The sequence below is a fragment of the Flavobacterium tistrianum genome (genome assembly GCF_003254545.1).
In the GTDB taxonomy this organism is placed as follows: Bacteria; Bacteroidota; Bacteroidia; order Flavobacteriales; family Flavobacteriaceae; genus Flavobacterium; species Flavobacterium tistrianum.
On the sequence record NZ_QJRH01000068.1, the window covers coordinates 142,837 to 167,371 of the forward strand.

Annotated in this window: 24 protein-coding genes; all 24 read left to right on the forward strand. The window is 33.0% G+C overall.

Annotation, left to right across the window (positions count from 1 at the left end; translation table 11 throughout):
- Positions 1–86 precede the first annotated feature (86 nt).
- Positions 87–1,841, forward strand: a complete 1,755-nt coding sequence (locus DMB71_RS11185) for an ABC transporter ATP-binding protein (RefSeq protein ID WP_111366122.1) — start codon at positions 87–89, stop codon at positions 1,839–1,841.
- A 16-nt stretch (positions 1,842–1,857) separates the two neighbouring features.
- Complete coding sequence (locus DMB71_RS11190) at positions 1,858–3,429, forward strand: sensor histidine kinase (RefSeq protein ID WP_111366124.1); 1,572 nt, start codon at positions 1,858–1,860, stop codon at positions 3,427–3,429.
- Positions 3,430–3,515: 86 nt separating this feature from the next.
- Positions 3,516–6,113, forward strand: a complete 2,598-nt coding sequence (locus DMB71_RS11195) for a zinc-dependent metalloprotease (protein WP_111366126.1) — start codon at positions 3,516–3,518, stop codon at positions 6,111–6,113.
- A gap of 16 nt (positions 6,114–6,129) precedes the next feature.
- Positions 6,130–9,468, forward strand: coding sequence for a SusC/RagA family TonB-linked outer membrane protein (locus DMB71_RS11200; protein WP_111366127.1), 3,339 nt, complete (start codon positions 6,130–6,132; stop codon positions 9,466–9,468).
- A gap of 13 nt (positions 9,469–9,481) precedes the next feature.
- On the forward strand, positions 9,482–10,801 hold the full coding sequence (locus DMB71_RS11205; RefSeq protein ID WP_111366369.1) for a RagB/SusD family nutrient uptake outer membrane protein: 1,320 nt from the start codon (positions 9,482–9,484) through the stop codon (positions 10,799–10,801).
- Between the two features lie 142 nt (positions 10,802–10,943).
- A complete protein-coding gene (locus DMB71_RS11210) occupies positions 10,944–11,708 on the forward strand; it encodes a LytR/AlgR family response regulator transcription factor (protein ID WP_111366129.1) in 765 nt (254 codons plus the stop codon).
- A gap of 225 nt (positions 11,709–11,933) precedes the next feature.
- A complete protein-coding gene (locus DMB71_RS11215; protein WP_111366130.1) occupies positions 11,934–12,518 on the forward strand; it encodes an NUMOD4 domain-containing protein in 585 nt (194 codons plus the stop codon).
- Positions 12,519–12,917: 399 nt separating this feature from the next.
- Entirely contained in the window at positions 12,918–14,306 is a 1,389-nt protein-coding gene (gene lpdA / locus DMB71_RS11220) for a dihydrolipoyl dehydrogenase (RefSeq protein WP_111366132.1), read from the forward strand.
- A gap of 376 nt (positions 14,307–14,682) precedes the next feature.
- Positions 14,683–15,432: a DUF2314 domain-containing protein gene (locus DMB71_RS11225; protein WP_111366134.1), complete on the forward strand. Its 750-nt coding sequence runs from the start codon at positions 14,683–14,685 to the stop codon at positions 15,430–15,432.
- A 104-nt stretch (positions 15,433–15,536) separates the two neighbouring features.
- Positions 15,537–16,262 (forward strand): YwqG family protein, encoded by a 726-nt coding sequence (locus tag DMB71_RS11230; protein ID WP_111366135.1) that lies wholly within the window; start codon positions 15,537–15,539, stop codon positions 16,260–16,262.
- Positions 16,263–16,392: 130 nt separating this feature from the next.
- Positions 16,393–16,899, forward strand: a complete 507-nt coding sequence (locus tag DMB71_RS11235) for a TPM domain-containing protein (RefSeq protein ID WP_111366137.1) — start codon at positions 16,393–16,395, stop codon at positions 16,897–16,899.
- An 84-nt stretch (positions 16,900–16,983) separates the two neighbouring features.
- On the forward strand, positions 16,984–17,418 hold the full coding sequence (locus DMB71_RS11240; protein ID WP_111366138.1) for a GNAT family N-acetyltransferase: 435 nt from the start codon (positions 16,984–16,986) through the stop codon (positions 17,416–17,418).
- Positions 17,419–17,434: 16 nt separating this feature from the next.
- Positions 17,435–17,821 carry a DUF1801 domain-containing protein gene (locus DMB71_RS11245; protein WP_111366140.1) on the forward strand — a complete coding sequence of 129 codons (387 nt, stop codon included), beginning with the start codon at positions 17,435–17,437 and terminating at the stop codon, positions 17,819–17,821.
- A gap of 104 nt (positions 17,822–17,925) precedes the next feature.
- Entirely contained in the window at positions 17,926–18,300 is a 375-nt protein-coding gene (locus DMB71_RS11250) for a YdeI/OmpD-associated family protein (RefSeq protein ID WP_111366141.1), read from the forward strand.
- A 220-nt stretch (positions 18,301–18,520) separates the two neighbouring features.
- Positions 18,521–19,114, forward strand: a complete 594-nt coding sequence (locus DMB71_RS11255; RefSeq protein ID WP_111366143.1) for an NAD(P)H-dependent oxidoreductase — start codon at positions 18,521–18,523, stop codon at positions 19,112–19,114.
- Positions 19,115–19,136: 22 nt separating this feature from the next.
- Positions 19,137–19,580 carry a hypothetical protein gene (locus tag DMB71_RS11260; protein ID WP_111366145.1) on the forward strand — a complete coding sequence of 148 codons (444 nt, stop codon included), beginning with the start codon at positions 19,137–19,139 and terminating at the stop codon, positions 19,578–19,580.
- Between the two features lie 75 nt (positions 19,581–19,655).
- Entirely contained in the window at positions 19,656–20,108 is a 453-nt protein-coding gene (locus DMB71_RS11265; protein WP_111366146.1) for a hypothetical protein, read from the forward strand.
- A 106-nt stretch (positions 20,109–20,214) separates the two neighbouring features.
- The gene (locus DMB71_RS11270; protein ID WP_111366148.1) at positions 20,215–20,703 is read left to right on the forward strand and encodes an SRPBCC family protein; all 489 of its coding nucleotides are present in this window, start codon (positions 20,215–20,217) and stop codon (positions 20,701–20,703) included.
- 38 nt (positions 20,704–20,741) lie between these two features.
- The gene (locus DMB71_RS11275) at positions 20,742–21,158 is read left to right on the forward strand and encodes a hypothetical protein (RefSeq protein WP_111366150.1); all 417 of its coding nucleotides are present in this window, start codon (positions 20,742–20,744) and stop codon (positions 21,156–21,158) included.
- Positions 21,159–21,164: 6 nt separating this feature from the next.
- Positions 21,165–21,377 (forward strand): ArsR family transcriptional regulator, encoded by a 213-nt coding sequence (locus DMB71_RS11280; RefSeq protein ID WP_111366151.1) that lies wholly within the window; start codon positions 21,165–21,167, stop codon positions 21,375–21,377.
- Between the two features lie 79 nt (positions 21,378–21,456).
- On the forward strand, positions 21,457–21,825 hold the full coding sequence (locus DMB71_RS11285) for a nuclear transport factor 2 family protein (RefSeq protein ID WP_111366153.1): 369 nt from the start codon (positions 21,457–21,459) through the stop codon (positions 21,823–21,825).
- A gap of 97 nt (positions 21,826–21,922) precedes the next feature.
- A complete protein-coding gene (locus DMB71_RS11290) occupies positions 21,923–22,969 on the forward strand; it encodes a serine hydrolase domain-containing protein (protein ID WP_111366155.1) in 1,047 nt (348 codons plus the stop codon).
- Position 22,970: 1 nt separating this feature from the next.
- Positions 22,971–23,396, forward strand: coding sequence for a DUF1801 domain-containing protein (locus tag DMB71_RS11295; protein WP_111366156.1), 426 nt, complete (start codon positions 22,971–22,973; stop codon positions 23,394–23,396).
- The gene (locus tag DMB71_RS11300) at positions 23,393–24,496 is read left to right on the forward strand and encodes an MBL fold metallo-hydrolase (RefSeq protein ID WP_111366158.1); all 1,104 of its coding nucleotides are present in this window, start codon (positions 23,393–23,395) and stop codon (positions 24,494–24,496) included. The genes DMB71_RS11295 and DMB71_RS11300 overlap by 4 nt, the downstream gene beginning before the upstream one ends.
- The last annotated feature ends 39 nt before the right edge of the window (positions 24,497–24,535 follow it).

The window sequence follows — 24,535 nt, forward strand, 5'->3', positions numbered from 1 at the left end:
CAACGGAAGCTTTATAAAAATTAAAACAAAAACATATTTTTGAGAAAAACTTGTAACGGAAAGCAGGAAACAGCTCCTAAAAATAAATGAAAGCAAAAGCATTCGACACAGGATTATTCAAACGAATTTTAAAATATACCCGCCCTTATAAATGGCGTTATTATGGCGTAATTATTTTTGCCATTTCGCTGTCTATTTTTGCTGCACTTCGTCCTTATTTACTTAAAGAAACAGTTGACGGTTACATCAAAACTCATGACAAAATGGGATTGCTGCTGTACATCATTTTGATGGGAGTGGTTTTGCTTATGGAGGTCTTTTCTCAGTTTTACTTTGTATATTGGGCAAACTGGCTTGGTCAGGATATTGTAAAAGATATTAGAACCAAACTTTTTCAGCACATTTTGAGTTTCAGAATGAAGTATTTTGATCTGGTTCCGGTAGGGCAATTGGTTACAAGAGCCGTTTCGGATATTGAGTCGATTGCTCGTATTTTCAGCCAAGGCTTGTTTATGATTATAAGCGATTTGATGAAAATGGTTGTGGTTTTGATTTTTATGTTTTACATGAACTGGAAACTGACTTGGATTGTGGTAATTGCGATGCCAATTTTGGTTTATGTCACGAGAATTTTCCAACGCAAAATGCAGGTGGCTTTTGAGGAAGTACGAACTCAAATTGCCAACATGAACTCTTTTGTACAGGAGCGCGTAACAGGTATGAAGATCGTACAGCTTTTTAACCGCGAAAAAATCGAAGCTGAAAACTTTAAAGAAATCAACAACAAACATAGAGTAGCTTGGATTAAGACGATTCTGTACAACTCGATCTTCTTCCCGATTGCCGATATTATTTCGTCTATTACTTTAGGTTTAGTTGTGGTTTATGGTGGTTTTAGAATCTTGAACGGAGATCATTTTACCACTTTTGGAGATTTGTTTTCTTATACCATGTTTATCGGAATGCTTTTTAATCCGTTAAGGCAAATTGCGGATAAATTTAATGAGATGCAATTAGGAATGATTGCTGCCAATCGTGTTTTTGATATTATCGATACGCAAGATCATATTCAAGATACTGGAAAAATTGAAGCGCCTGTTTTTAATGGAAGTATCGAATTTAAAGATGTTCGTTTTAGCTATATTCCAGAAGAAGAAGTCATAAAAGGAATTGATTTATCGGTTTCAGCTGGACAAACTGTTGCAATTGTAGGTTCTACTGGTGCAGGAAAATCGACTATTATTAATTTATTGAATCGTTTTTACGAAATCAACAGCGGAACAATTTGTATTGATGGAGAAAATATCGAAAACTATACTTTGGCTTCTTTAAGAAAACAAATCGCGGTGGTTTTACAAGATGTCTTTTTGTTTGCCGATACGATTTATAATAATATCACATTGCACAATCCAGAAATTACTCGTGATAAAGTAATTGATGCGGCAAAGAAAATTGGTGTTCATAATTTTATTATGAACTTACCAGATAATTATGATTTTGATGTAAAAGAGCGAGGCGTTATGCTTTCTTCTGGCCAGCGTCAGCTTATTGCTTTTTTACGTTCTTATGTGAGTAATCCGAGTATTTTGATTTTGGATGAAGCTACTTCTTCGATTGATACGTATTCAGAAGAAATGATTCAGCGCGCAACAGAGACGATTACAAAAGGAAGAACTTCTATTATTATTGCACATAGATTAGCAACAATTGTAAATGCAGATAAGATTGTGGTGATGGATAAGGGATTGATTGTTGAACAAGGGACGCATCAGGAGTTATTAGTTAAAACTGATGGTTACTATAAAAATTTATATGACTCACAGTTTGCTGTGGCAAACTAAGTCATAATGTTACTTTTTGAAATTTAGATTAAAAAATATTACTTCTAGACGTGCTTTTTTAATATACGTTATTGTCTCGATTCTAATTACGGTTTCGGCGGTTTACATTCTAAGTAATCTGATTACTGATTTGACCGAAAAAGCCAATGATGATGCTTCGCTGCGAACGTTAGTCAAAAAGCAGGAGTTTATGTCTGAGGAATTTTCTAAGTTTCTGGAGCAGGAGAAAAAAATTCAGCATGTTTTAGAAATAAGCAGTCCAGCGAATCTCCAGAATAACCTGCAGCTTATGTCACTGCTCCAAGCCAACAACAGATTAGTTGAAAACAATTGGTTTCAGATTAATGAAAATCCGATTCAATACGGAAAAAAAGTCATTTCCAATGAAACCAAAAATGATTTAAAAACTTTTCTGCTTCAAAATAAAAATGCAAAACATATTAGCGTCGTTGTCCGTCAAGGGAAAGAATTGGTTTGGCGTATTTTCTTCAAATTAGTTTCTAATGATAATACGGTTGTAAAATATGGTTACGATATTAATTTAGGATTACTTCATACTTATTTTTCTAAAATAGATAAAACCGCTTCCAACTACGCCTTTGTTTTTGACAAAAAAGGAACCTGCGTTTACCATCCAGAAGCTGCTTTTATTGGAAAAAACATTTTTAAAATTTCGTCGTTTGTTTCTTCTGATACGATTTTCAAGAAGAATGAAGATTTTGCAAAAAGAATTACCATGTCTGAGTTTTTAAAACTAGATGTGATCCGTTATACGCAAAAACTAGATGTTAAAAATTCTAACTGGTTTATCTGCGTCAATTTCCCTAAAATTTTTGTTGATGAAAACGTAGCTGTCATTAAAAGGTATTCGACTTTAACGTATTCGATTACGACCATAATGCTGCTTTTGATTTTTTATCTTTTCTCTTATGCCAACAGACGTGCTTACAGAGAAAAAGGAATTGTCATAAAAGAGAAAAATAAACTCTTGGTCGAAAATGAAAAGATCATCAAAGAAAAAGCTTTGATTCAGCTACAGCAACTGAAAGAGCAGATTAATCCGCACTTTTTATTTAATTCGCTCAATTCACTTTATATGCTAATTGGAAGTGATATTAAAGTCGCGCAGAAATTTACTTTAAACCTATCTCGTATTTATCGCTATTTAATTGATCCGCCTGAAAAGAACATTGTTCCTTTGAAGGACGAATTATTATTTATCGAAAAATATATCTTTTTGCAGCAAACTCGTTTTAAGGAAGAGTTATTCTTTTCTATCGAAATTGAAAACGAAGCTGCATTAAACAAACACATCCCCTATCTTGCTTTTCAGATTGTGGTCGAAAATGCTATTAAGCATAATAGAGCCACACAGGAAAGTCCACTTACTACAAAAATCCTGATTAAAGAAGATCAGGTAATTATCAGCAATACTCTTCAAAAGAAATTGACTGCTGAACCAAGTACTAAATTTGGGTTAAATTACCTAAAGAGTATTTACAATTATTATTCAAAAACAGAATTTAAGACATCAGAAAAAGATGGCTATTTTGTTTGTATTCTTCCATTAATATCCATTCACTCCTAAAAAAAAGCCACTCACTCCTTTTTGTTTTTTTTCCGAAGTAAAATAAAATAGTTTCGGATCGAAAATTAACCTAAACTTAACATCTAATGAAGGAAAAATCATTCCTGCATAATTTGATAACAATTTGCATACTCCTATTATTATTATCGCCGCTTACCGTTCATTCTCAAAAGAAAAAGAAAGACAAAAAAGAGGACAAAACTGAAATTAAAAAAGATTCTACCGATTCTAAAAAAGGTAAAAAATACGATGACCTTGTAAAAAAAGGTTCTGTTAAAAAAGGAATCTTCAATGTCATTCAAGTAAAAACCGATGTTTATTTTGAAATTCAAGACAGTTTATTTCAAAGAGAGTTTTTAGTAGTAAACAAATTATCTCAAGTTCCTTTTCAAGTAAACGAAGCTGGACTAAACAAAGGAATGAATTATGAAAACAAAGTCATTAGTTTTTATAAAGATACAATTGCAAAGAAGGTTTGGGTAAAATCGTATGTTCCTAAGGTTTCTTCACCAAAAGAAGATGCGATTACACAATCGGTTCAAAATAATTTTGCAGAATCTATTATTGAAGTTTTTGATATTGAAACCAAAAACAACGATTCGACTTCTGTTGTTATTAAAGTAAATAAGATTTTTGACGGAAAACAAAAAAGCTTCAATGATGTTTTGAGCAATATTGGTTTTGGAGGTTCTGTAAAATCTGATCTCTCTTATATTGAAGGTGTAAAATCTTTCCCTAAAAATATTGTTGTAAAATCTCAACTGACAACTTCTGTAAGCGAAGGCGGACCGGCATTATCGGTAACGCTTGGCGTAACAAGTAATATTATTTTATTGGATAAAACGCCAATGAAACCTCGTTTTTCTGATAACCGAATTGGTTTCTTTTCTGAAAAGCATTGGTATTTTACCGATGCACAGCAAGCAATGGTTGAAAAAGAACTCATTACACGCTGGAGATTAGAACCAAAAAAAGAAGACGAAGAAAGATATTTGAAAGGTGAATTAGTAGAGCCGAAAAAACCAATCGTTTATTACATCGATCCATCGACTCCAAAACAATGGAGAAAATATATTATTGATGGGGTACACGATTGGCAGGCAGCTTTTGAAAAAGCGGGTTTCAAAAACGCTATTATAGCAAAAGAACCTACTGATAAAGATTTGGATTTTGATATTGATGATGTACGTTACTCTGTAATTACGTATGCTGCATCTCCAAAATCAAATGCAATGGGGCCATCTGTGGTTGACCCAAGAAGCGGTGAAATTATCGAAGCCGATATTATCTGGTGGCATAATGTAATGACTTCTCTTCAAAGCTGGATGCGCATCCAAACAGGACCAATTGACCCAAAAGCTAGAGGAAATAAATTTAGCGATGAACATATGGGAGAAGCAATCCGTTTTGTTTCGTCTCACGAAGTGGGTCATACTTTTGGTCTAAAACACAACATGGGTTCTTCTTTTGCTTATGATGTAGAATCGTTGCGTTCTAAAGAATTCACAGCAAAAATGGGCGGAACTGCTCCATCAATTATGGATTATGCGCGTTACAATTATGTAGCACAGCCAGAAGACAATGTTACAGTTATTACTCCGAAAATTGGAGAATATGATAAATATGCTATTGAATGGGGTTACAGATGGTACTCGCCTAACGACAACGAAACAACAAAACTAAACGCCTTAATTACAAAACATCAAGATGACCCCATTTATTTTTATGGAGAACAGCAGGAAAATATAATTGATCCTCGTTCACAATCTGAAGATTTAGGAAATGATGCTGTTAAAGCAAGCGAATATGGTTTGAAAAACTTAAAACGTGTTGTAGATAATATTTTAAGCTGGACTTACGATAAAGATCAGTCGTATTATGAAACTGGTAAATTATACATTGGGACTATCGGCCAGTGGCAAATGTACAACCGTCATGTAATGAATAATATTGGTGGTGTTTATTTGAATGCTACCGTTCACGGCGACAACAAGCAAAGCTATATTCCAGTTCCAGTAGCAATGCAAAAAAGAGCAGCAGATTATCTGGCTAAAAATGTGATTACAATTCCGCAATGGCTATTCTTTAATGACATTTTAGACAAGACAAATCCGTTGAAAGATTCTCCTCTTGGGCCTTACGAATATACTCCGTATACACTTTCGAGAGAATTGCAGTACAGTATTTTGTATGATTTATTAAGCGATGATCGCTTGCTTCGAATGACTGAAAACGAATTATATCAACGTAACAAAACCAAAGATCCCGTTTTTACCGTAAATGATTTGTTTAAAAAAATGCACCAAAGTGTTTTTGCAGGAACTATCGCCAATAAATCATTATCGATTCTGGAGCGCATGACGCAAAAGAATTATGTTGATGTGTTAATTGTTTCGACCAACAAATTATTTGAGAAAACAGATGCAAAAAAATTAGTAGACATTCAGCAGACTTTAAATATGCCTCATTTGTGCACTTATTTGGATGATGCTCATATGGCAAGAAACATTAATCAGTCTTCTTTAAAAAGAGTTACAGAAGTGACTTCTGATAAAAAAGGAGAACTAAATAAAATCCTTCAATTATTAAAAACTAAAAAGAGCACTGGAGATCAATCGACCCAAAATCATTACCGCGATTTGATACAACGAATCGAAAAAAACCTAAATAATACAACCTTTTAATACACAACCCAAAAACATGAAAAAAATTTTACAAGCCTTACTGCTGTTCCTGGCCATCGCAGGATACTCGCAGGAAACCCGAACCATCACGGGTATCATTCAAGATGCAGCAGATTCATCGCCAATTCCTGGCGCATCGATCTTCGTTGAGAATAATTCGATATCAAACAAAACTGCTATGGCAGGTATTATTCATAGTGAAGCAATTGGAACTACCTCAGATTTTGATGGTAAATTCAGCTTGAAAATCGCAAAAAACGTTACTACTTTGAGAGTTACTTTCATGGGATACAAATCGTATACTCTTGAATTATCTGCTCAAAAAGATTATACTATTGCCTTAAATTCTGAAACAGCAAAACTTCAAGAGGTTCTTATAACAGGTTACCAAAAAATTGAAAAAAGAAAGCTAACATCTGCTATTACAAAAGTAGATATGGCTTCAATTCAACAGACTGGTGTCTCTAGCATTGACCAGTTATTGATTGGACAAGTTGCCGGAGTTGCTGTTACTACTCCATCAGGAGCGCCAGGAGCTGCCGCAAAAATCAGAATTAGAGGTACTGCTTCTTTAAACGGAACTCAAGATCCTTTATGGGTATTAGACGGACTTCCGTTAGAGAGCAACGATGTACCTAAAAATTACGACAAAGACAATATCGATGTATTAAACAACTACTCTATCGCTGGTTTAAATCCAGACGATATTAAAGATATTACCATTTTAAAAGATGCTGCGGCAACTGCTATCTATGGTGCCCGTGCGGCAAATGGTGTAATCGTTGTTACAACTAAAAAAGGAAGAAGCGGTAAAATGACTGTTAGCTTCAATACCAATACTTTTATCACGCAAAGACCAGAATTTTCAAAATTAAACTTATTAGACTCAAACCAAAAAGTTGATCTTGAATTGAATATGGCGAGCCGTGCAGATTTGACTTACAGAGACACCGGTGGTGATGTTGCTCGTATCCTGAATGGAGCGAATGAATTAGACGCATACAGAGCCGGTGGATTCTCTTCTTTGAGTCCGCAAACACAGCAATCAATCAATAACCTAAGAGGCATTAATACAAATTGGGGTAATTTATTATACCAAGCTGCCATTAACACACAACACGGATTAAGTTTATCTGGAGGTAGCGAGAGATCTGATTACTATTTCTCTTTAGGATATTATGACGAAAAAGGAACAACTATTGGAACAGGTCTTAAACGTTATAATTTAACCTTAAAAAACAGCTACGATATTACTGATAAATTTAAAGTAGGTATTGGTCTTTTTGGTTCAGACACTAAAACTACGTCTTACGTTACAGATACTGACGGATTTACAAATCCTGCCAACTATTCAAGAAACGTAAATCCGTATTTGACTCCGTACAATGCAGATGGAAGTTATAAATACGATCCAGATATTGCTTCATATTCTGATATTAAATTGCCTTTTAATTTCTTAGAAGAAAGAAACAATACTTCTTACGATTTAAAAACAAGAGCTATAAAAGCATTGCTTGACGCTGAGTATAAAATCACAAAAGATTTGAAAGTATCAAGCCAATTAGGTTTACAGTTGGACAACTCTTCTAGCGAAAAATTTGCTGGAAAGGAGACATTTTACACTAGAAAACAAAAAGAAAAAACAAGTTATTATTCTGGCGGAGTTCAAAAGTATTTCCTTCCTGAAGGCGGTATTATTCAAAACACAAACACAGACTTTTTTCAGTACAACTTAAAAACAATGGTGAACTATTCTAAACTTTTAGGAGAAAAACACGAAATTGAAGTAATGGTTGGTAATGAATTAAGAAGAAATAAAAACACTTCGATCTTAACAAGAGGTTTTGGTTTTGACGAAAAGAATTTGACAACTCAGCAAATTATTTTCCCGAACTCAAATTCTGTTAATGATGCTATTTACAAAACTTTCATAAAAACAGAAAAAGAAAATGCCTTTGCATCATTCTTTGCAACAGCAGCATATACTTACAACAGAAAATATAGTTTCTACGGAAGTGTTCGTTATGATGGTTCTGATTTATTTGGTGTAGACCCTAAATACAAATACTTGCCACTTTGGTCAACATCTGGATCTTGGTTAGTATCTCAAGAAGATTTCTTAAAAGACAGCAAAACGATTTCTAATTTAAGACTTCGTGCTTCGTACGGTTTACAAGGAAATATTGATAAAAATACTTCACCTTATGTAGTTGGAGAAAATAAAACTACCACTATTTTGCCTGGACAGACAGAACCTATAATTGAAGTAACGACTCCACCAAACAGCAAATTACGTTGGGAAAAAACAGAAAGCACCAACTTAGGTTTAGATCTTGGTATGTTTAACAACCGTATTAGCATTGTAACTGATGTCTACGGAAGAAAAAGTACCGATTTAATTGGTATGAAAGCGCTTCCTTTAGAAAATGGTTTTGAATTTACCAATATGAACTGGGCGCAGGTAAGCAACAAAGGTTATGAAATTGCTTTGGCTACAAAAAACATCGATCGTCCTAATTTTAAATGGAATACTACAATTAATTTTGCTCATAACAAAAGTAACATTGACCGTTTAGAAATAAGAGATAACAGTTATTTGCCAAACCAAGAAGGTCATGCTGTAAACGCTGTTTTTGGATTTAAAACAAACGGAATTGACGAAAATGGTTATCCATTATTCGTAAACAAAAAAGGAGAAACTGTAAATGCACAGACTTTCTTTGGTTTGTTTGATCCTTATGCAGACTTTTTACCAGGAGAAATTACGCAGTCAAGTTTAACACCTGCAGAGTTTAGAGATCTATTTGTTTACCTAGGAGACAAAGATCCTAAATTTACAGGAGGTCTTACAAACACCTTTAAGGTTCGTAATTTTGATCTTACGATTGCCGCATCATTCAATATCAAACAAACGGTTACCAAAACACCTCCTTACAATGGAACAATAGTAGACAGAGGACAGAACTATACAACTGATATTTTAAACGCTTGGTCACCAACAAATACGTCATCAAATTTGCCAGGTATTACGAGTAAAGATTCTGGTACAGGCGATTCATGGATGGCATACAGCTGGTTTTCTGGTGCAAATCAAATCAATACTTACAATTACCTAGATACATGGGTTAGCGAAATGAGTTATATGAGATTAAGCAGTGTTCGTTTTGGATACACTTTCCCAAAAACATTCACAGATCATATCAATATTCAAAGTATTCGTTTAAATCTTGAAGCAAGAAACTTGTTTGTGATCAGTTCAGATTACAAAGGTTACTTTGATCCAGAAACTTTCGGAAACATTTATGCACAGCCAGTTCCTAGATCATTTACTTTAGGACTTAATGTTACTTTCTAAAAAACTAAAAAAGATGAAAAAATTCTCAAAATATATAACACTATTCGTTGCTGCTATTGCCCTTAGCAGCTGCGATGACTATCTAGACATTACTCCGATAGGAAAAGTAATTCCAGAATCGCTAGAAGAATTTCGTGCAGTTCTAACCAAAGGATATGCATCATATCCAGAACACAAATCTTTATCGGCAGTTCGTACAGACGAATTGTTGATGAATGAAGACAACAGCGAAGTTTCTATTTATAAAGATGTATACTTATGGAAAGATGCAAATCCTGATAAGAGCACGTTAGAGTTTCACTATCAAGATTTATACAATGTTATTTTTTACACGAATGTAGTTATAAATGAAGCTTCAAAAAAAGTAGAAGCATCTAAGGAAAAAGATCAATTATTAGGAGAAGCTTATGCTTTGAGAGCAATGGCAAACTTTGATTTGGTTAACCTTTTCGGGAAACCTTATAATCCTTCAACTGCAGGGACAGACAAAGGAATTCCATTAGCTTTAGAAATTGATTTGGAACAAGTTTTTGTACCTCAGAGTGTAGAAGTTGTTTACAACCAAATTATTTCTGATACTAAAGAAGCTGAAAAATTAATTAACATTAGCACACAGCCAAAAGGATTAAACTACCGTTTCTCAAAAGCAGCTTTATTCAGTTTAGAAAGCCGTGTGTATCTATATCAGCAGCAATGGCAAAAATCATTAGATGCTGCAAACAAAGCTTTGGAAATCAACAATACTTTAATTGACTTAAAAGCAACTCCTGTTCTAGCTACAAAATTTGACGGAAAAGAATCGATTTTAGCATTGGAAGACGGATACATAATTGGTCTTCAGAGAGCTTCATTTGCATCTGCCGATTTAATTGCTGCTTACAATAAAACAGCTGATTTACGTTTCCCGCTTTATTTCTCAGCTAGCGGAAGCCGTTACCGAATTGCGAAAGGCGGAAATGATAATCAAAAATCATCTTTCAGAACTTCAGAATTGTATTTAACAAAAGCTGAAACTTTATTGAAATTAGACAATATTAACGATGCTAAAGCAACTATTTTAAATTTCATTAAAAACAGATATTCAGCAACTGGATATGCACAGCTAGAAGGCGAAGTTAATGCAATGAACAAAGCAGATTTAACGAATTTCATTTACGAAGAAAGACATAGAGAATTTGCTGTCGAAGGTCACCGTTGGTTTGATTTAAGAAGAACAACTCAAAAACAAATTGTTCATAAATTCTTGACAACCGAAAGCACTTTAATACAGAATGATCCGCGTTATACCATTATTTATCCAGCAAACGCGAGATTGAATAATCCCAATCTATAATTTTACCTAATTGTTTTTTTTTAAAGAGGTCTAGTTTTTTTATAAACTAGGCCTTTTTTTTATAAAATCAATGCAACAAAATGCGCTCTTTATTGCGTATAAGAATTCCCGAATTTATCTTTGCATTATAAATATCTGCAAAATGAAAATTGCTATTGTCGAAGACGAACATCTTGCTTCCAGCTATCTAAAATCTATTTTAGAACAGCAGGACGTCTTATCGATTGATGCAATCAGCGTTTTAAAATCGGTAAAAGAAGCTGTAGCATTTTTTAGCGAAAACAAAGTAGATCTCGCTTTCATGGATATTCATTTGGGTGACGGAAAAAGTCTAGAAATTTTTGAAAAAACTGATATCTCCTGCCCTGTTATTTTTGTAACCGCTTACGATTCTTATGCCATTTCGGTTTTCAAACATTTCACAATAGATTATCTCTTAAAACCATTTGAAGAAGAAGAATTATGGGAAGCACTTCAGAAATTCAAAAAAATAAAAGACAGCTTTAACAGCGATTCTACGCTGCAATCTTTGGTAGCAATAGAAAATCCTGAAAGCAATAAAATACAGCGACATTTCTTAGTAAATCATGGCTATAAATTGATTTCTATTAATGAAAATGAAATCACTTATTTTTCCGCAACTGGAAAGCATCTTTTTATTCATATAAAATCTGGAAACAGCTATTTGTACAATAGCACCTTAACCGAAATCATAAACAGTCTTGATCCGTTCCATTTCTTCAAAATAAATAGAAAATACATCGTAAGACGAGACAGCATTAAAGAAGTTATAAAACATTCTAACCAGAAAGTTGAATTGATTTTGACAGTTCCCGCAGCCGAATCTGACGCAATTTTCATCAGCAAAAAGGAAATTAATAACTTCAAGAAGTGGCTAGATCAGTAATTTAATAATTATTTAGCTATAAATTAATTCCAATTCAAAAAACGCAAAAACTGCATTTTTGATAAATTGTGATTTAAAATCCGACTAAAAACTGTCAAAAACGTTTTAAAACGTTAAATTAGCGTTATAGAAATCATAAAATTGCCCTTTCACAATCAGCAAGATAGCTGAAATTTTTGGTTTATTATTTATCTTTGAGAATATAGAAATCAAATGTAAAAGACAATGCCACAAAATAGATTTTATCCTGATGAAAAGTTCAAAGAAATAGAAATAAATGCCTCATTACAATTAAGATATGCCATTTCAAACAGAGGAAGATTAATAAGTTTTACCGACAATATTGAAAACGGACGCATCTTAAAAGGCGGCTTAAGCGACGGATATCCAACTTTCCGTTTTAAGGTTAAAAAAGACGATAAAATCGTAAACAAATATCTTTTCTTATACAAATTAGTTGCCCAATATTTTATTCCGAAAGAATCGGAAGAGCAAACCTATGTGCTGCACTTAGATTACAACAGAGCTAATGATGATGTAAGCAATCTTCGATGGGCAACCAAACAGGAAATGATGGCGCATAGCCGTAAAAGTCCGCGCGTTATTCAGGCAAAAAAGAACTTAATCGAACACAATCTTAAAGCCGACGGACGAAAATTAACCACAACAAAAGTGATGTTAATCAAAAAAATCCTTGCTAGACCAGAGCAAAAAACACGTCTTAAAATGATCGCCAAACAATTTGGCGTAAGCGAAATGCAAATTAGAAGAATTGCCAGCGGAGAAAACTGGGGACACGTGAAAATTTAATGGTTAATTATTAATGGTTAATTATTAATTCTAAAAAATATAATAGCCACAGATTACACAGATTAACACAGATTTTTTAAAAATCATTTTAATCTGTGTAATCTGTGGCTATTTTTTTTGACAACAACCATCAAACATCAAACAACAACCACAAACCATAAACCATAAACAATTACTCACTAAATCACAAAAATCAATTCATAATTCACAATTTGCAATTCACAATTCATTCGGTTTCTGTGAAAAGACCAAAATCTGCTTCTTTAAAAACAAAATTTCAGGTGTTCATATAAAATAAATCCTTAAATTCGCAAACACAAATAACAAAAGAAGAAATCGAAAGATGAGTTTCGGAAATATAAACTTCATTTTCGATAGTTAATACTAAAAGCAAAAAAAATGAAATACGACGTTATTGTTTTAGGAAGTGGTCCTGGAGGATATGTAACAGCGATTAGAGCTTCACAATTAGGCTTTAAAACTGCTGTAGTAGAAAAAGAAAATCTAGGTGGGGTTTGCCTTAACTGGGGATGTATCCCAACAAAAGCGCTTTTAAAATCTGCTCAGGTTTTTGATTACCTTAAACACGCTTCTGACTACGGATTGAAAGTTTCTGAATTTGATAAAGATTTCCCTGCAGTTATTCAACGCAGCCGTGGTGTTGCAGAAGGAATGAGCAAAGGTGTTCAATTCTTAATGAAAAAAAACAAAATTGACGTTATCGAAGGTTTTGGAAAACTAAAACCAGGAAAAAAACTTGACGTTACTGATAAAGACAATAAAGTTACAGAATATAGCGCTGATCACATTATTATCGCAACTGGAGCTCGCTCTCGCGAGTTGCCAAACTTACCTCAAGATGGTGTAAAAGTAATTGGATACCGTCAGGCAATGACTTTGCCAACGCAACCAAAATCTATGATCATTGTTGGTTCTGGAGCAATTGGAGTTGAGTTCGCTCACTTCTACAACTCAATGGGAACAGATGTTACTATCGTAGAATTTATGCCAAATGTAGTTCCTGTAGAAGACGAAGATATCTCAAAACAATTTGAGCGTTCTTTGAAAAAATCAGGAATTAAAGTAATGACAAACTCTTCTGTTGAGCGTATTGACACTACAGGTACAGGAGTTAAAGCTTTCGTTAAAACTGCAAAGGGAGAAGAAGTTCTTGAAGCTGATATCGTACTTTCTGCGGTTGGAATCAAAACAAACATTGAAAACATCGGATTAGAAGAAGTTGGAATCGCTGTTGACAGAGATAAAATCTTAGTAAACGCTTACAACGAAACTAATATTCCAGGATATTACGCAATTGGAGATGTTACTCCAGGTCAAGCTTTAGCGCACGTTGCTTCTGCTGAAGGAATTAACTGTGTTGAGAAAATTAAAGGACTTCACGTAGACCCAATCGATTACGGAAACGTTCCTGGTTGTACTTATGCAACTCCAGAAATCGCTTCTGTAGGTTTAACAGAAAAACAAGCAAAAGAAAAAGGTTACGAATTAAAAATTGGTAAATTCCCATTCTCAGCTTCTGGAAAAGCAAAAGCTGCTGGAAATGCTGACGGATTTGTAAAAGTAATTTTCGATGCTAAATACGGAGAATGGTTAGGATGCCACATGATTGGTGCTGGCGTTACAGATATGATTGCTGAAGCAGTTGTAGCTCGTAAACTAGAAACTACTGGTCACGAAATCTTAAAATCTATCCACCCTCACCCAACTATGAGCGAGGCTGTTATGGAAGCTGTAGCTGATGCTTACGGCGAAGTAATTCACTTGTAAAAATATACCGTTTTACGGTTATATATAATTCTCAATTTATAAAATCCGATTTGTGAAAGCAAGTCGGATTTTTTTTTGTGCCTATAGTTTTGTCATTTCGACCGAAGGGAGAAATCACACTAGAAATTCTACAAAGTGAATCGCCGATCTTTGTCATTTCGACGTAAGGAGAAATCTCCACAAGTAGCTCGACAAAGATTGATAAAAATCTTTATCAATAACTCCACTTTGCGGAATTTCTAGTGTGATTTCTCTCTTCGGTCGAAATGACAAAACTTTTCTTAAACAATCTTGCTTTTTAAGTTAGTAAAAAATAACATTTCTCATCAAGTAATAAAAAGATTACTTTTATAAATCAATATAAATAAGCATTGTAATGGAAGAAACAAAAATATTCTACGTCGACGGGGAAAACCCGAAAATGATCGAAGCTTACAAAAAAGCTCAAGAAACATTTAAATATTTCTGGAGAGAACTTTCTTGGGAATACAGAAGAATAGTTCCAGGATTGGACGTTGCTTGCGTGAAACTAGCTTTTACTCAAGAAATTGACAATGAAACTGTTGTAGAACACATGTGGATTAATGATGTAAATTTTGATGGAGAAAATATCTACGGTATTTTAGTAAACGATCCAAATGAACTTACCAATGTAAGTAACGGAGACGAAATTGCAATTCCGATAAATCAAATCAGCGATTGGTTATTTGCCATCAATGGACAAACTTTTGGCGCATTTACAATTCAGGCGATGCGTTCTGAAATGAGCGAAGACGAAAGAGAATCTCATGACGAAGCTTGGGGACTAGATTTTGGCGATTTTAATGATATTCTAGTTGTAAACGAACAAAAAGAAAAGCCAGAAAATCTAATCGAACACCCAATGAGCAAAAACATGAAAGAAAGTCTTATTGAATTTGTTACCAATAATCCAGAAGAAGTATCCAACCAAGATGAATTAGGCTATACTTTTCTGCATCGCGAAACTATTGCGGGAAATCAGACTTCTGTTGAAGTTTTACTAGAATCTGGCGCAGATAAACATGCTAAAACAGCTACAGGCAAAACTGCTTTAGATTTTGCCACAGAATTAAAGTGGGATCATTTATTGCCTTTACTTCAATAGAAAACTTTAAAATCCGATTTGTGAAAGCAGGTCGGATTTTTTATTTCTTTCTATTAAAAAAAGTAGTAAAAAACTTATATATTTGCAATCTCAATGCAAATAATATGAATACATTATTACCAGAATTTTTAAAGAAATTTGAAAAAGATCTATTAGATTATAAACTTAATTACATTGAAATCAACACTTATGAATTACAAAAAAATGAAATAATAGGCATAACTGATAGCAAATATTTAGGAAATCCTTATATACCAATTTCCGCAGAATATCCTAAAGATAAAAACGGAAATCTCATGCCTTTAATAATACAGATAAATTTCTCCGAAATGCCTAAACTCGAAAACTATCCAGACAGCGGCATTCTACAAGTTTATTTAGATAAATCTTATATATCTAATTCTGAATTCCATATAATATATCATGAGAAAATAGAAGAATATCATACAGATTTTAGCTTTCTTCCAAATGATTTTTACGACGAAGTATACATTGTCGATGAAGGAAAAATATCCTTTTTTTTGAAAGAAGAATATGCTTCTACGGGAGATTTTAGATTTGACTATAAATTTAATGGCCTAAACGAAGATCTTTTAAATGAAATAGAAAAAGAACAATTTAGTAAATTGTTTAATCATTGTTCATATAAAATTGGAGGCTATGGAAGTTTTTATTTTGAAGAAGATCCAAGAATTGATGATGATGACTCAAAAGATGATATTTTACTATTACAGTTAGATAACGACGTAGAAATCCACCAAATTTTTATTAACAAATTTGACTTGATAAATAAACAATTTGACAAAACATATTCATTTTATCAAAGTTAACTATCAAAATCCGATTTGTGAAAGGAGGTCGGATTTTTTTTCCATTTAAAACCAAAACTATTCTACTTTTCATCTGTTTAAAATTAAAGAATGTGCTACTTTTGCTGCACCAAATCTAAACTGCCACAGAATGAAAAAATTATTCTATACGCTAGTACTGTTAACCTCAGTTCTTTTATCTGCCCAAACAAAAAACGACACCGATTTTGCTGCTCAACTAAAAAACTCTTTTTCAGGATCGACAGACTGTGTCAACGACTTCGAAAAAATATTAACTCCAACCGAGCTTAAATCTTTGAATAACACACTAAACGGTTTCGAAAAAAAATACCTTTATAAAATTGTTGTTATCACTACTCCTTCTTATTCTCCATTTAAGTCCTTGGAAGAATATACATTGGAGCTCGATAAATTTCTATCAAAAGACCCGCGATTAGACCCTACTCTTTTAATAATAGTAAGCAAAACATTAAGACAAATTCAGGTTATAAGTGTCGATTTTATAAGATACAAATTAAGTACCGAAGACACACAAAACATAATTAGCACCTATTCAGTTCCTGAACTTAAAAAAGGAAACTATTACAAAGCATTAGAACTGGCTTCAAATGAATTCATGAAAAAGTTACAGCCCTAAAAAATACCAAAATCCGATTTGCATCAGCAAGTCGGATTTTTTATTTAACTTTCATACGCTTAACGAACAATAAATATATTCGAAATGCTAATTGTAGAAGAAGCGAAAAATATCAATTTACCACATTTAAGAACCATATTCTTAAATGAAAGACAGCGAACATTTACAGAGCAAGACACATCTGAATTTAAACTTGAAGATTTTGACAAACAGACAAAAGGAGAATATATTCTAACTGCAATTATAGACGATATTCCCGTCGGATTTATTTCTATTTGGATGCCTAACCATTTTATTCATCATCTTTACGTTGATAGTGCCTATCAAGGAAAAAACATTGGCACCCAATTATTAAAAGCCGCAATACAGAAAACAGCATTTCCAATTACCCTGAAATGTCTTGTAAGCAACACCAAAGCAACTGAATTTTACCTTAAAAAAGGATTTATAGAAAAATCGAAAGGACATTCAAGCAATGGAACCTATATTTTATTTGAACTTACAAAAGATATAAATTAACCTAAATGTTTAAGATATGAATCAGATTCAGGACTACAACGATTCTCAAACAGCAGAAAATAAAGAAATCTGCGACCTTCTTTATAACATTATAAATAAAAACTTAACTGAAGCTGAAAACAAAATCTGGCATGCTCACCCGGTTTGGTTTCTAGATGGAAATCCTATCGTGGGTTATAGCAAATTAAAAGATTCGATTAGACTGCTTTTCTGGAGCGGACAATCTTTTGAAGAAAAAAAACTTCATAATGAAGGCTCGTTTAAAGCTGCTGAAAAGCGCTACACAAACATCGATCAGATAAATGAAGAAGATTTAAAACGCTGGCTTGACAAAAGCAGGGAAATTCAATGGGATTATAAAAACATTGTTAAACGAAAAGGTCAATTACTTCGGTTAAAATAATCAGACTTATTAACCATTTAATTTTCAAAACTTTATTTTAATTTTATTACTGACATACTGTTGTCATAAAGGCATTTTATTTTTATAAAATAAAAATTAAAAAGATGGAAACTAAAGACGGAAAATTAGCTGTTTATGCTCCAACTAGACAAGATTGGCGCAACTGGCTCGAGGCAAACAGTCAAACAGAAAAATCGGTTTGGCTAATCTTGTTTCATAAAAAAAGTAAAACGCAAAGTGTGAATTTAGTTGAAGCAACCGAAGAAGCGCTTTGTTTTGGTTGGATTGACAGTCTCTGCAAAAAACGAGATGCTGAAAGTTACTACCTGACCTTCTCTCACCGAAATCCCAAAACCAGTAAATGGAGCAAACCAAATATCGAAAGAGCCGAACGCATGATTCAACAGAATTTAATGACAGAACATGGTCAAAAATTAATCGATATTGCAAAAGAAAAAGGAAAATGGATTATTGAATAAAAGAAGTTTTTCATAGTAAAAAACGTACATTTGAAAATTATAAAATCTAATTTAAAATGAGTAATTTCAAATTCATTCCAGAACAATATTCTTCAACTCTATCTACAGAGATTGCTAAAGGAGAATTCAATTTGGGAAGTAAAAACGAATAAAATAATTCGTATTTTCGTACAAATCAGATCTGAATTTTAATTAGTTGAAAATCTAAAAAAATCTAGCGATGAATGTTTTAATTGTTTATGCGCATCCAAGCAAAAAATCGTACACTTTTCAGGTTTTGGAAAGATTAAAATCGGTTTTAAGAAATGAAAATTGGAATATTGAAGTCTCCGATTTGTATGCCTCTAATTTTGTCAGCGATATGTCTGAAGCAGAATATGAGCGTGAAGGATTTGCCAAAACACAGCTTCCTATTCCTTCTGATGTTTTAGCAGAACAGGAAAAAATAGAAAAAGCAGATGTCATTATTTTCCTGTATCCAGTTTGGTGGAGCGATTGTCCTGCAAAATTAAAAGGCTGGTTTGACCGAGTTTATTCTGTTGGATATGCTTACGGACAAAATGAAACTTCGAGAAAAATGAAAACCATTCCGTTTGGACTTGTAATTTGTACAGCGGGTCATCCGAATGATTTTTTACACGAAATTGAAATCGCACAAAGCATGGAAAAAATAATGCTCGAAGACAGACTCGGAAAACGTTTTACACATAAAGAAATGATTATTCTGGGCGGAACATTAGAACTAGAAAATGTAATGGCAAAGCATTTTGAACTAATTAATAAAATTCCAGAAAAAATTAAAGCAATACAATAAATTACAAACCTCAATTCGTAAAATGACATCAGACAATAATTTAGAAAAATCAGTTTTTGAAGAAATTCCAACCGAAAAAATATATTCAGAAAAAGCTATAAGAATAGGAACATTCTTTGCTGGCCCACTAGTTGCAGGTTATTGCATTGCAGAAAATTTTAAAGCATTTAATGACTTTGAAAAAGCAAAAAACACATGGATTATTACAGCCTTATCAATGATTGCAATTATTGGGCTTATATTTATAATTCCCGATAACTTTCCAAATATTCTATTTCCAGTGCTTTATTCAGCTGTAGCCTCTTATTTCTTGAAAAAATTTCAAGAACAGAACATTCAAAATCATATTCAAAATGGTGGTGAAACTTTCGGCGGGTGGAGAGTTACTTTGATTGGCTTATTGAGCATTCTAATATTTTTTGGAATTATTATGAGTGTAGTTCTATTGACAGAAAGTTCCATATAACTTTTGTAAAAAATATTATAGCAAAACATTTCGGACTACGTTAATCACATTCTTTAAAAAATAACACAATAGATTATGCCTTTCAACAAAATAAAAGTTTACCACTTATTTTGGATTGTTTCTATTCTAGTTCTAATTATTGGTTTTATAAAAAGTTTTTATCCCAACTCTTTTCTGGATATTAATATTCATGATACTTATTATATAATTTCCAATCTTGCAATTACTGCTAGTCTATTTTTTCTCTATTTCTTTATGGGCTCAGGTTATTGGTTAATTGAAAAAGTTTTCAAAAAACAGCTTACAAAACCTTTGACCGTAATTCACTCTATTATTTTGATTGGAAGTTTTATGATTTATTGGTTTCTTTTTCTTTATTATAAACTAATTGCAAATAATGATTTCTCTCTCGCTGATGATTCTTTAGTTCTAAATTTAGTATTAATCTTAGAAATTTTTGTTATCCTTTTTGTTGCCACTCCTATTTACATTGCAAATTTTATGATGTCTTTCTTACGAAAAGAATAAGAACAGAGTTTGTCCGAAAAGCACCTCAAAATTGTCTTTTAAACACCTTAATCAATTGATTTTTAGATTGTAATTTTACCTAACTAATTTAAAAAATCAATTGATTATGAACTCACACGATTTTACCACAACAATACTTGTCAACCAATCGCCAGAAGAAGTTTTTAAAGCTATACAAAACGTTAAAGGCTGGTGGTCTGAAGAAATTGAAGGAAAAACAGCAAACGAAGGAGACGAATTTAAATACCACTATGAAGACGTTCACCGCTGTAAAATAAAATTAACAAAAGTTATTCCGAACCAAAAAATTGTCTGGCTCATTGAAGAAAACTTTTTCAGTTTTACCAAAGACGATACCGAATGGACCAATACGACAGCTGTTTTTGATATTTCTAAAGAAGACAATAAAACAAAACTCACTTTTACCCACATTGGTTTGGTTCCAGAATACGAATGTTTTGATGTTTGCACAAAAGGCTGGAGCAACTATATCGAAAACAGTTTGAAAAAATTAATTGAAACTGGAAAAGGTCAGCCGAATGCCACTGGAAAACCTCAAATAGAAACCGAAAGAGCTTTATCATCAAAAGAATAAATTTCATAAATTCGTTACAATAAAAAGAAACGAAAATTATGAATCCTATTTTAAGAAATACTTTGGCCGTAATTGCAGGTCTTGTTATCGGAAGCATTGTCAACATGAGCATCATTTTAATAAGCGGTTCTATAATTCCGCCTCCAAATGGTGCTGATGTTACTACAACAGAAGGTTTACAGGCTACTATGCACTTATTTGAGCCAAAGCATTTTCTATTTCCATTTTTAGCCCACGCAATCGGAACTTTTGCTGGAGCACTTACAACTGCACTATCAGCTGCCTCTCACAAAACAAAATTAGCTTTTGTTATTGGAGCTTTCTTTTTATTTGGTGGCATTACAATGGTTTTCACACTTCCATCTCCAATTTGGTTCAGCATTGTCGATTTAGTTTTTGCTTATCTTCCAATGGCATATCTGGCTTCTAAAATCGCTGTAAAAAAGAAAATATAAAGAAAAATGGAATCAAAAAACACTATAAAGCCAGCCAAAAAATGCTACAGCCACATTGGCGGTAAACTCGGCGAATTGCTTTTTGAAACATTCGCAGACAAAAAATGGATTGCTAAAAATGAAGCCTCGGACAAGCATTTTTATATTACGGAATTGGGCGAAAACGAGTTTGCCAAACTTGGAGTAGATCTCTCTAAAATCAAGTCGGAAGAAGTTTAATTTTATAAATTTCACATTATTTTCTACAAAATTTATAGCGCTTAATTTCATAACTTAGTTTGCTTTAAAATCTTGAGTTATGACTAATAAAGAAATCGCTAAAAACTTCCTGAAACTAGCAGCAAAAGGGCATCCTCATGAAGGTTTTCGATTATATGTCGGAAAGAATTTCAAACATCATAATGCCTATTTCAAAGGCGATGCTGACACATTGATGCTTGCCATGGAAGAGTCTGCCAGAACAAACCCGAATAAAGTTTTTAAAATCCATCATATTTTAGAAGACGGAAATCTTGTTGCCGTGCATTCGCATCTCAAACAAACTCCTTCAGATATTGGCTTTGCAGTTGTGCATATTCTCAAATTCAAAGAAGATAAAATTGTAGAACTTTGGGATTTAGGACAAGCCGTACCAAAAGATTCTATTAACGAAAACGGAATGTTTTAATTTTTGTTTCACGTTTCAGGTTTCAAGTTACTTACAAAACGTTAAACCTGAAACTTGAAACTTGAAACCTTAAAAAATTCACCATTAACAATTATAAATGAATTTCATCGCCAAAATCTCCTTATTATTAGTTTTAATCTTCGCTTCGTGCAATTCGTCGGCTCAAAAAAAAGACGATTATAAAAAAAGCATTGATAGTATACTTCAAAACGCTAATCCTAAATTTAATGGTGTTGTTTTGATTTCTCAAAACGGAAAAACATTGTATTCAAAAGTTGAAGGTTTTTCAAATTTCGAAAATAAAAAGACTTTGAAAATGAATACACAATTTGAAATCATGTCGAACAGTAAATTAATTGCTGCGACTTTGCTTTTATTGGAAGTTGAGAAAGGAAAAGTAGATTTGAATGCACCAATAAAAAAATATCTTCCCGAATTAACTCAAACTTGGGCATATTCGGTAACGGTTCATCAGCTTTTAAATCATTCTCACGGAATTGTCGATTTACAAAAACCTTTGGCTTTTAAGCCAGGAACACAATTCAAATATGGAAATTTGAGTTTTAACTTGGTTGCCCAAATTGTAGCCTCAAGCACTAAAAAAAGTTATAGCGAAGTTGCCGAATCGCTTTTTAAGAAACTACAAATGAATCATACTTTTTGCTATTCTGAAGATAAAACCCAAAACCTAGCAACAGGATATTTTAATGCAAATAATCAGCTAGAACCTATTACAACGAGACAAATTACCGACGAAAGCTTGGGAGCAGATGGCATTATTTCTACAGCATCAGATTTAGCAATTTGGAATAACAATCTTCATAAAGGAAAAATTCTTAAGCCAGAATCGTATCGATTATTGATTAAAAACACCATTTTGTCTCAACATAATTTTTTCGGTAAACAAGAAGACGGTTATGGATACGGAATTAGAGTTATTGAAAAAGAATCCATTAAATATCTCGGACATACAGGATTAGGTGACGGATTTTCTTCTGTAAATTTGTATTTCCCTGAAAGTGATGTGAGTTTGATTGTAATGGAAAATCAGATGCCAGAAGATTCTAATTTGTTTTATGCGACTGAATTTAAAATCAAAAACATGCTTTTGAAAAGCGATTTATTAAATAAAAAAATAAACTGAAATGGCAAAAAATAAAACTACAGAAACTCAAAATAGCGTGACTGATTTTATTAACGCTGTTGAAAATGATGTCAGAAGAAATGATGCTTTTGAACTTCTAAAAATAATTGAGGAAATAACAGGTTTTGAACCCAAAATGTGGGGACCAAGCATTATTGGTTTTGGAAGTTATCATTATAAATATGAAAGCGGTCACGAAGGCGATGCTCCGTTGGCTGGTTTTTCGCCAAGAAAAACAGCAATGACTGTTTATTTTTATCTGCCAGAAGAAAAAAGAGAAGCACTTTTATCTAAACTAGGAAAACATACTTCTTCAAAAGCCTGTATTTATATTAAAAAATTGGCAGATATCGATATTGAAATCTTAAAAAAGATAATTTTACTTTCAATTCAATATACCCAAAATTTATATCCTAAAAATAAATGATAACATTCTTAATTCTATTATGCCTGACTGCTTTGGCATTTTACATTTTCCTGCAGCATCCCAAATTCGGAAAAGCACCTTCTGGTGAAAGATTGATTCAGATTCAAAACTCACCTCAATATAAAAACGGAAAATTCGAAAACCAGAGCTTCACGCCAGATTTAGCTGAGGGAGCAAGTATGGCAGGAGTTTTATTTGAATTTTTCTTTAAAAAAGTAGATCGAAAAATCCCGGCAGATTTAATTCCGTCAATAAAAACCAATTTACTAGAACTTCCCTTAGATCGAGATGTTTTAGTTTGGTTTGGGCATTCGTCTTATTTTATTCAGCTGGAAGGAAAGCGTTTTTTGATTGATCCTGTTTTCAGCGGTAACGCCTCTCCTATTCCTGGCACAACAAAATCGTTTAAAGGATCAGATATTTACACAGTTGAAGATCTTCCAGAAATTGATTATTTACTGATTACGCACGATCATTACGATCATTTGGATTACGATACGATTTTAAAATTAAAACCTAAAACCAAAAAGATAATCACAGCTCTTGGCGTAGGTTCTCACTTGGAATTCTGGGGCTTTGCTCCTGAAATTATTATTGAAAAAGATTGGTATTCTAAAATCGAATTGGATGAAAATCTAACGATTCATACTGCTCCTTCTCGCCACTTTTCTGGCAGAGGTTTTAAAAGATGTAATACGCTTTGGACTTCTTTCATTCTGGAAACAAAAGATTTTAAAATGTATTTAGGCGGAGACAGCGGTTATGATTCCCATTTTGCTGCAATTGGCGAGAAATACGGTCCTTTTGACATTGCTTTACTTGACAATGGCCAGTACAATGAAAAATGGAAATATATTCACAACATGCCAGAAGATGTAATAAAAGCGATGAAAGATCTGAAAGCAAAAAGAGTATTTCCAGTACATTCATCGAAATTTGCTTTATCGCTACATTCTTGGGACGAACCTTTGAATAAAGTAACTGAATTGAATAGTTTATCAGAAAATCCGATTCCGTTAGTAACGCCAATGATCGGTGAAGCGGTTGAATTAAAAAATGATAAACAAGTTTTTAAACAATGGTGGAAAGAGGTTAAATAATTATGAGTTATGAGTTATGAGTTATGAGTTATGAGTTAT

Bases quoted from the DNA above. Each gene is read 5' to 3' on its own strand.
- DMB71_RS11185 (WP_111366122.1), top strand. From the start codon at position 87: ATGAAAGCAAAAGCATTCGACACAGGATTATTCAAACGAATTTTAAAA.
- DMB71_RS11195 (WP_111366126.1), top strand. From the start codon at position 3,516: ATGAAGGAAAAATCATTCCTGCATAATTTGATAACAATTTGCATACTC.
- DMB71_RS11200 (WP_111366127.1), top strand. From the start codon at position 6,130: ATGAAAAAAATTTTACAAGCCTTACTGCTGTTCCTGGCCATCGCAGGA.
- DMB71_RS11205 (WP_111366369.1), top strand. From the start codon at position 9,482: ATGAAAAAATTCTCAAAATATATAACACTATTCGTTGCTGCTATTGCC.
- DMB71_RS11210 (WP_111366129.1), top strand. From the start codon at position 10,944: ATGAAAATTGCTATTGTCGAAGACGAACATCTTGCTTCCAGCTATCTA.
- DMB71_RS11215 (WP_111366130.1), top strand. From the start codon at position 11,934: ATGCCACAAAATAGATTTTATCCTGATGAAAAGTTCAAAGAAATAGAA.
- lpdA (WP_111366132.1), top strand. From the start codon at position 12,918: ATGAAATACGACGTTATTGTTTTAGGAAGTGGTCCTGGAGGATATGTA.
- DMB71_RS11225 (WP_111366134.1), top strand. From the start codon at position 14,683: ATGGAAGAAACAAAAATATTCTACGTCGACGGGGAAAACCCGAAAATG.
- DMB71_RS11230 (WP_111366135.1), top strand. From the start codon at position 15,537: ATGAATACATTATTACCAGAATTTTTAAAGAAATTTGAAAAAGATCTA.
- DMB71_RS11235 (WP_111366137.1), top strand. From the start codon at position 16,393: ATGAAAAAATTATTCTATACGCTAGTACTGTTAACCTCAGTTCTTTTA.
- DMB71_RS11240 (WP_111366138.1), top strand. From the start codon at position 16,984: ATGCTAATTGTAGAAGAAGCGAAAAATATCAATTTACCACATTTAAGA.
- DMB71_RS11245 (WP_111366140.1), top strand. From the start codon at position 17,435: ATGAATCAGATTCAGGACTACAACGATTCTCAAACAGCAGAAAATAAA.
- DMB71_RS11250 (WP_111366141.1), top strand. From the start codon at position 17,926: ATGGAAACTAAAGACGGAAAATTAGCTGTTTATGCTCCAACTAGACAA.
- DMB71_RS11255 (WP_111366143.1), top strand. From the start codon at position 18,521: ATGAATGTTTTAATTGTTTATGCGCATCCAAGCAAAAAATCGTACACT.
- DMB71_RS11260 (WP_111366145.1), top strand. From the start codon at position 19,137: ATGACATCAGACAATAATTTAGAAAAATCAGTTTTTGAAGAAATTCCA.
- DMB71_RS11265 (WP_111366146.1), top strand. From the start codon at position 19,656: ATGCCTTTCAACAAAATAAAAGTTTACCACTTATTTTGGATTGTTTCT.
- DMB71_RS11270 (WP_111366148.1), top strand. From the start codon at position 20,215: ATGAACTCACACGATTTTACCACAACAATACTTGTCAACCAATCGCCA.
- DMB71_RS11275 (WP_111366150.1), top strand. From the start codon at position 20,742: ATGAATCCTATTTTAAGAAATACTTTGGCCGTAATTGCAGGTCTTGTT.
- DMB71_RS11280 (WP_111366151.1), top strand. From the start codon at position 21,165: ATGGAATCAAAAAACACTATAAAGCCAGCCAAAAAATGCTACAGCCAC.
- DMB71_RS11285 (WP_111366153.1), top strand. From the start codon at position 21,457: ATGACTAATAAAGAAATCGCTAAAAACTTCCTGAAACTAGCAGCAAAA.
- DMB71_RS11290 (WP_111366155.1), top strand. From the start codon at position 21,923: ATGAATTTCATCGCCAAAATCTCCTTATTATTAGTTTTAATCTTCGCT.
- DMB71_RS11295 (WP_111366156.1), top strand. From the start codon at position 22,971: ATGGCAAAAAATAAAACTACAGAAACTCAAAATAGCGTGACTGATTTT.
- DMB71_RS11300 (WP_111366158.1), top strand. From the start codon at position 23,393: ATGATAACATTCTTAATTCTATTATGCCTGACTGCTTTGGCATTTTAC.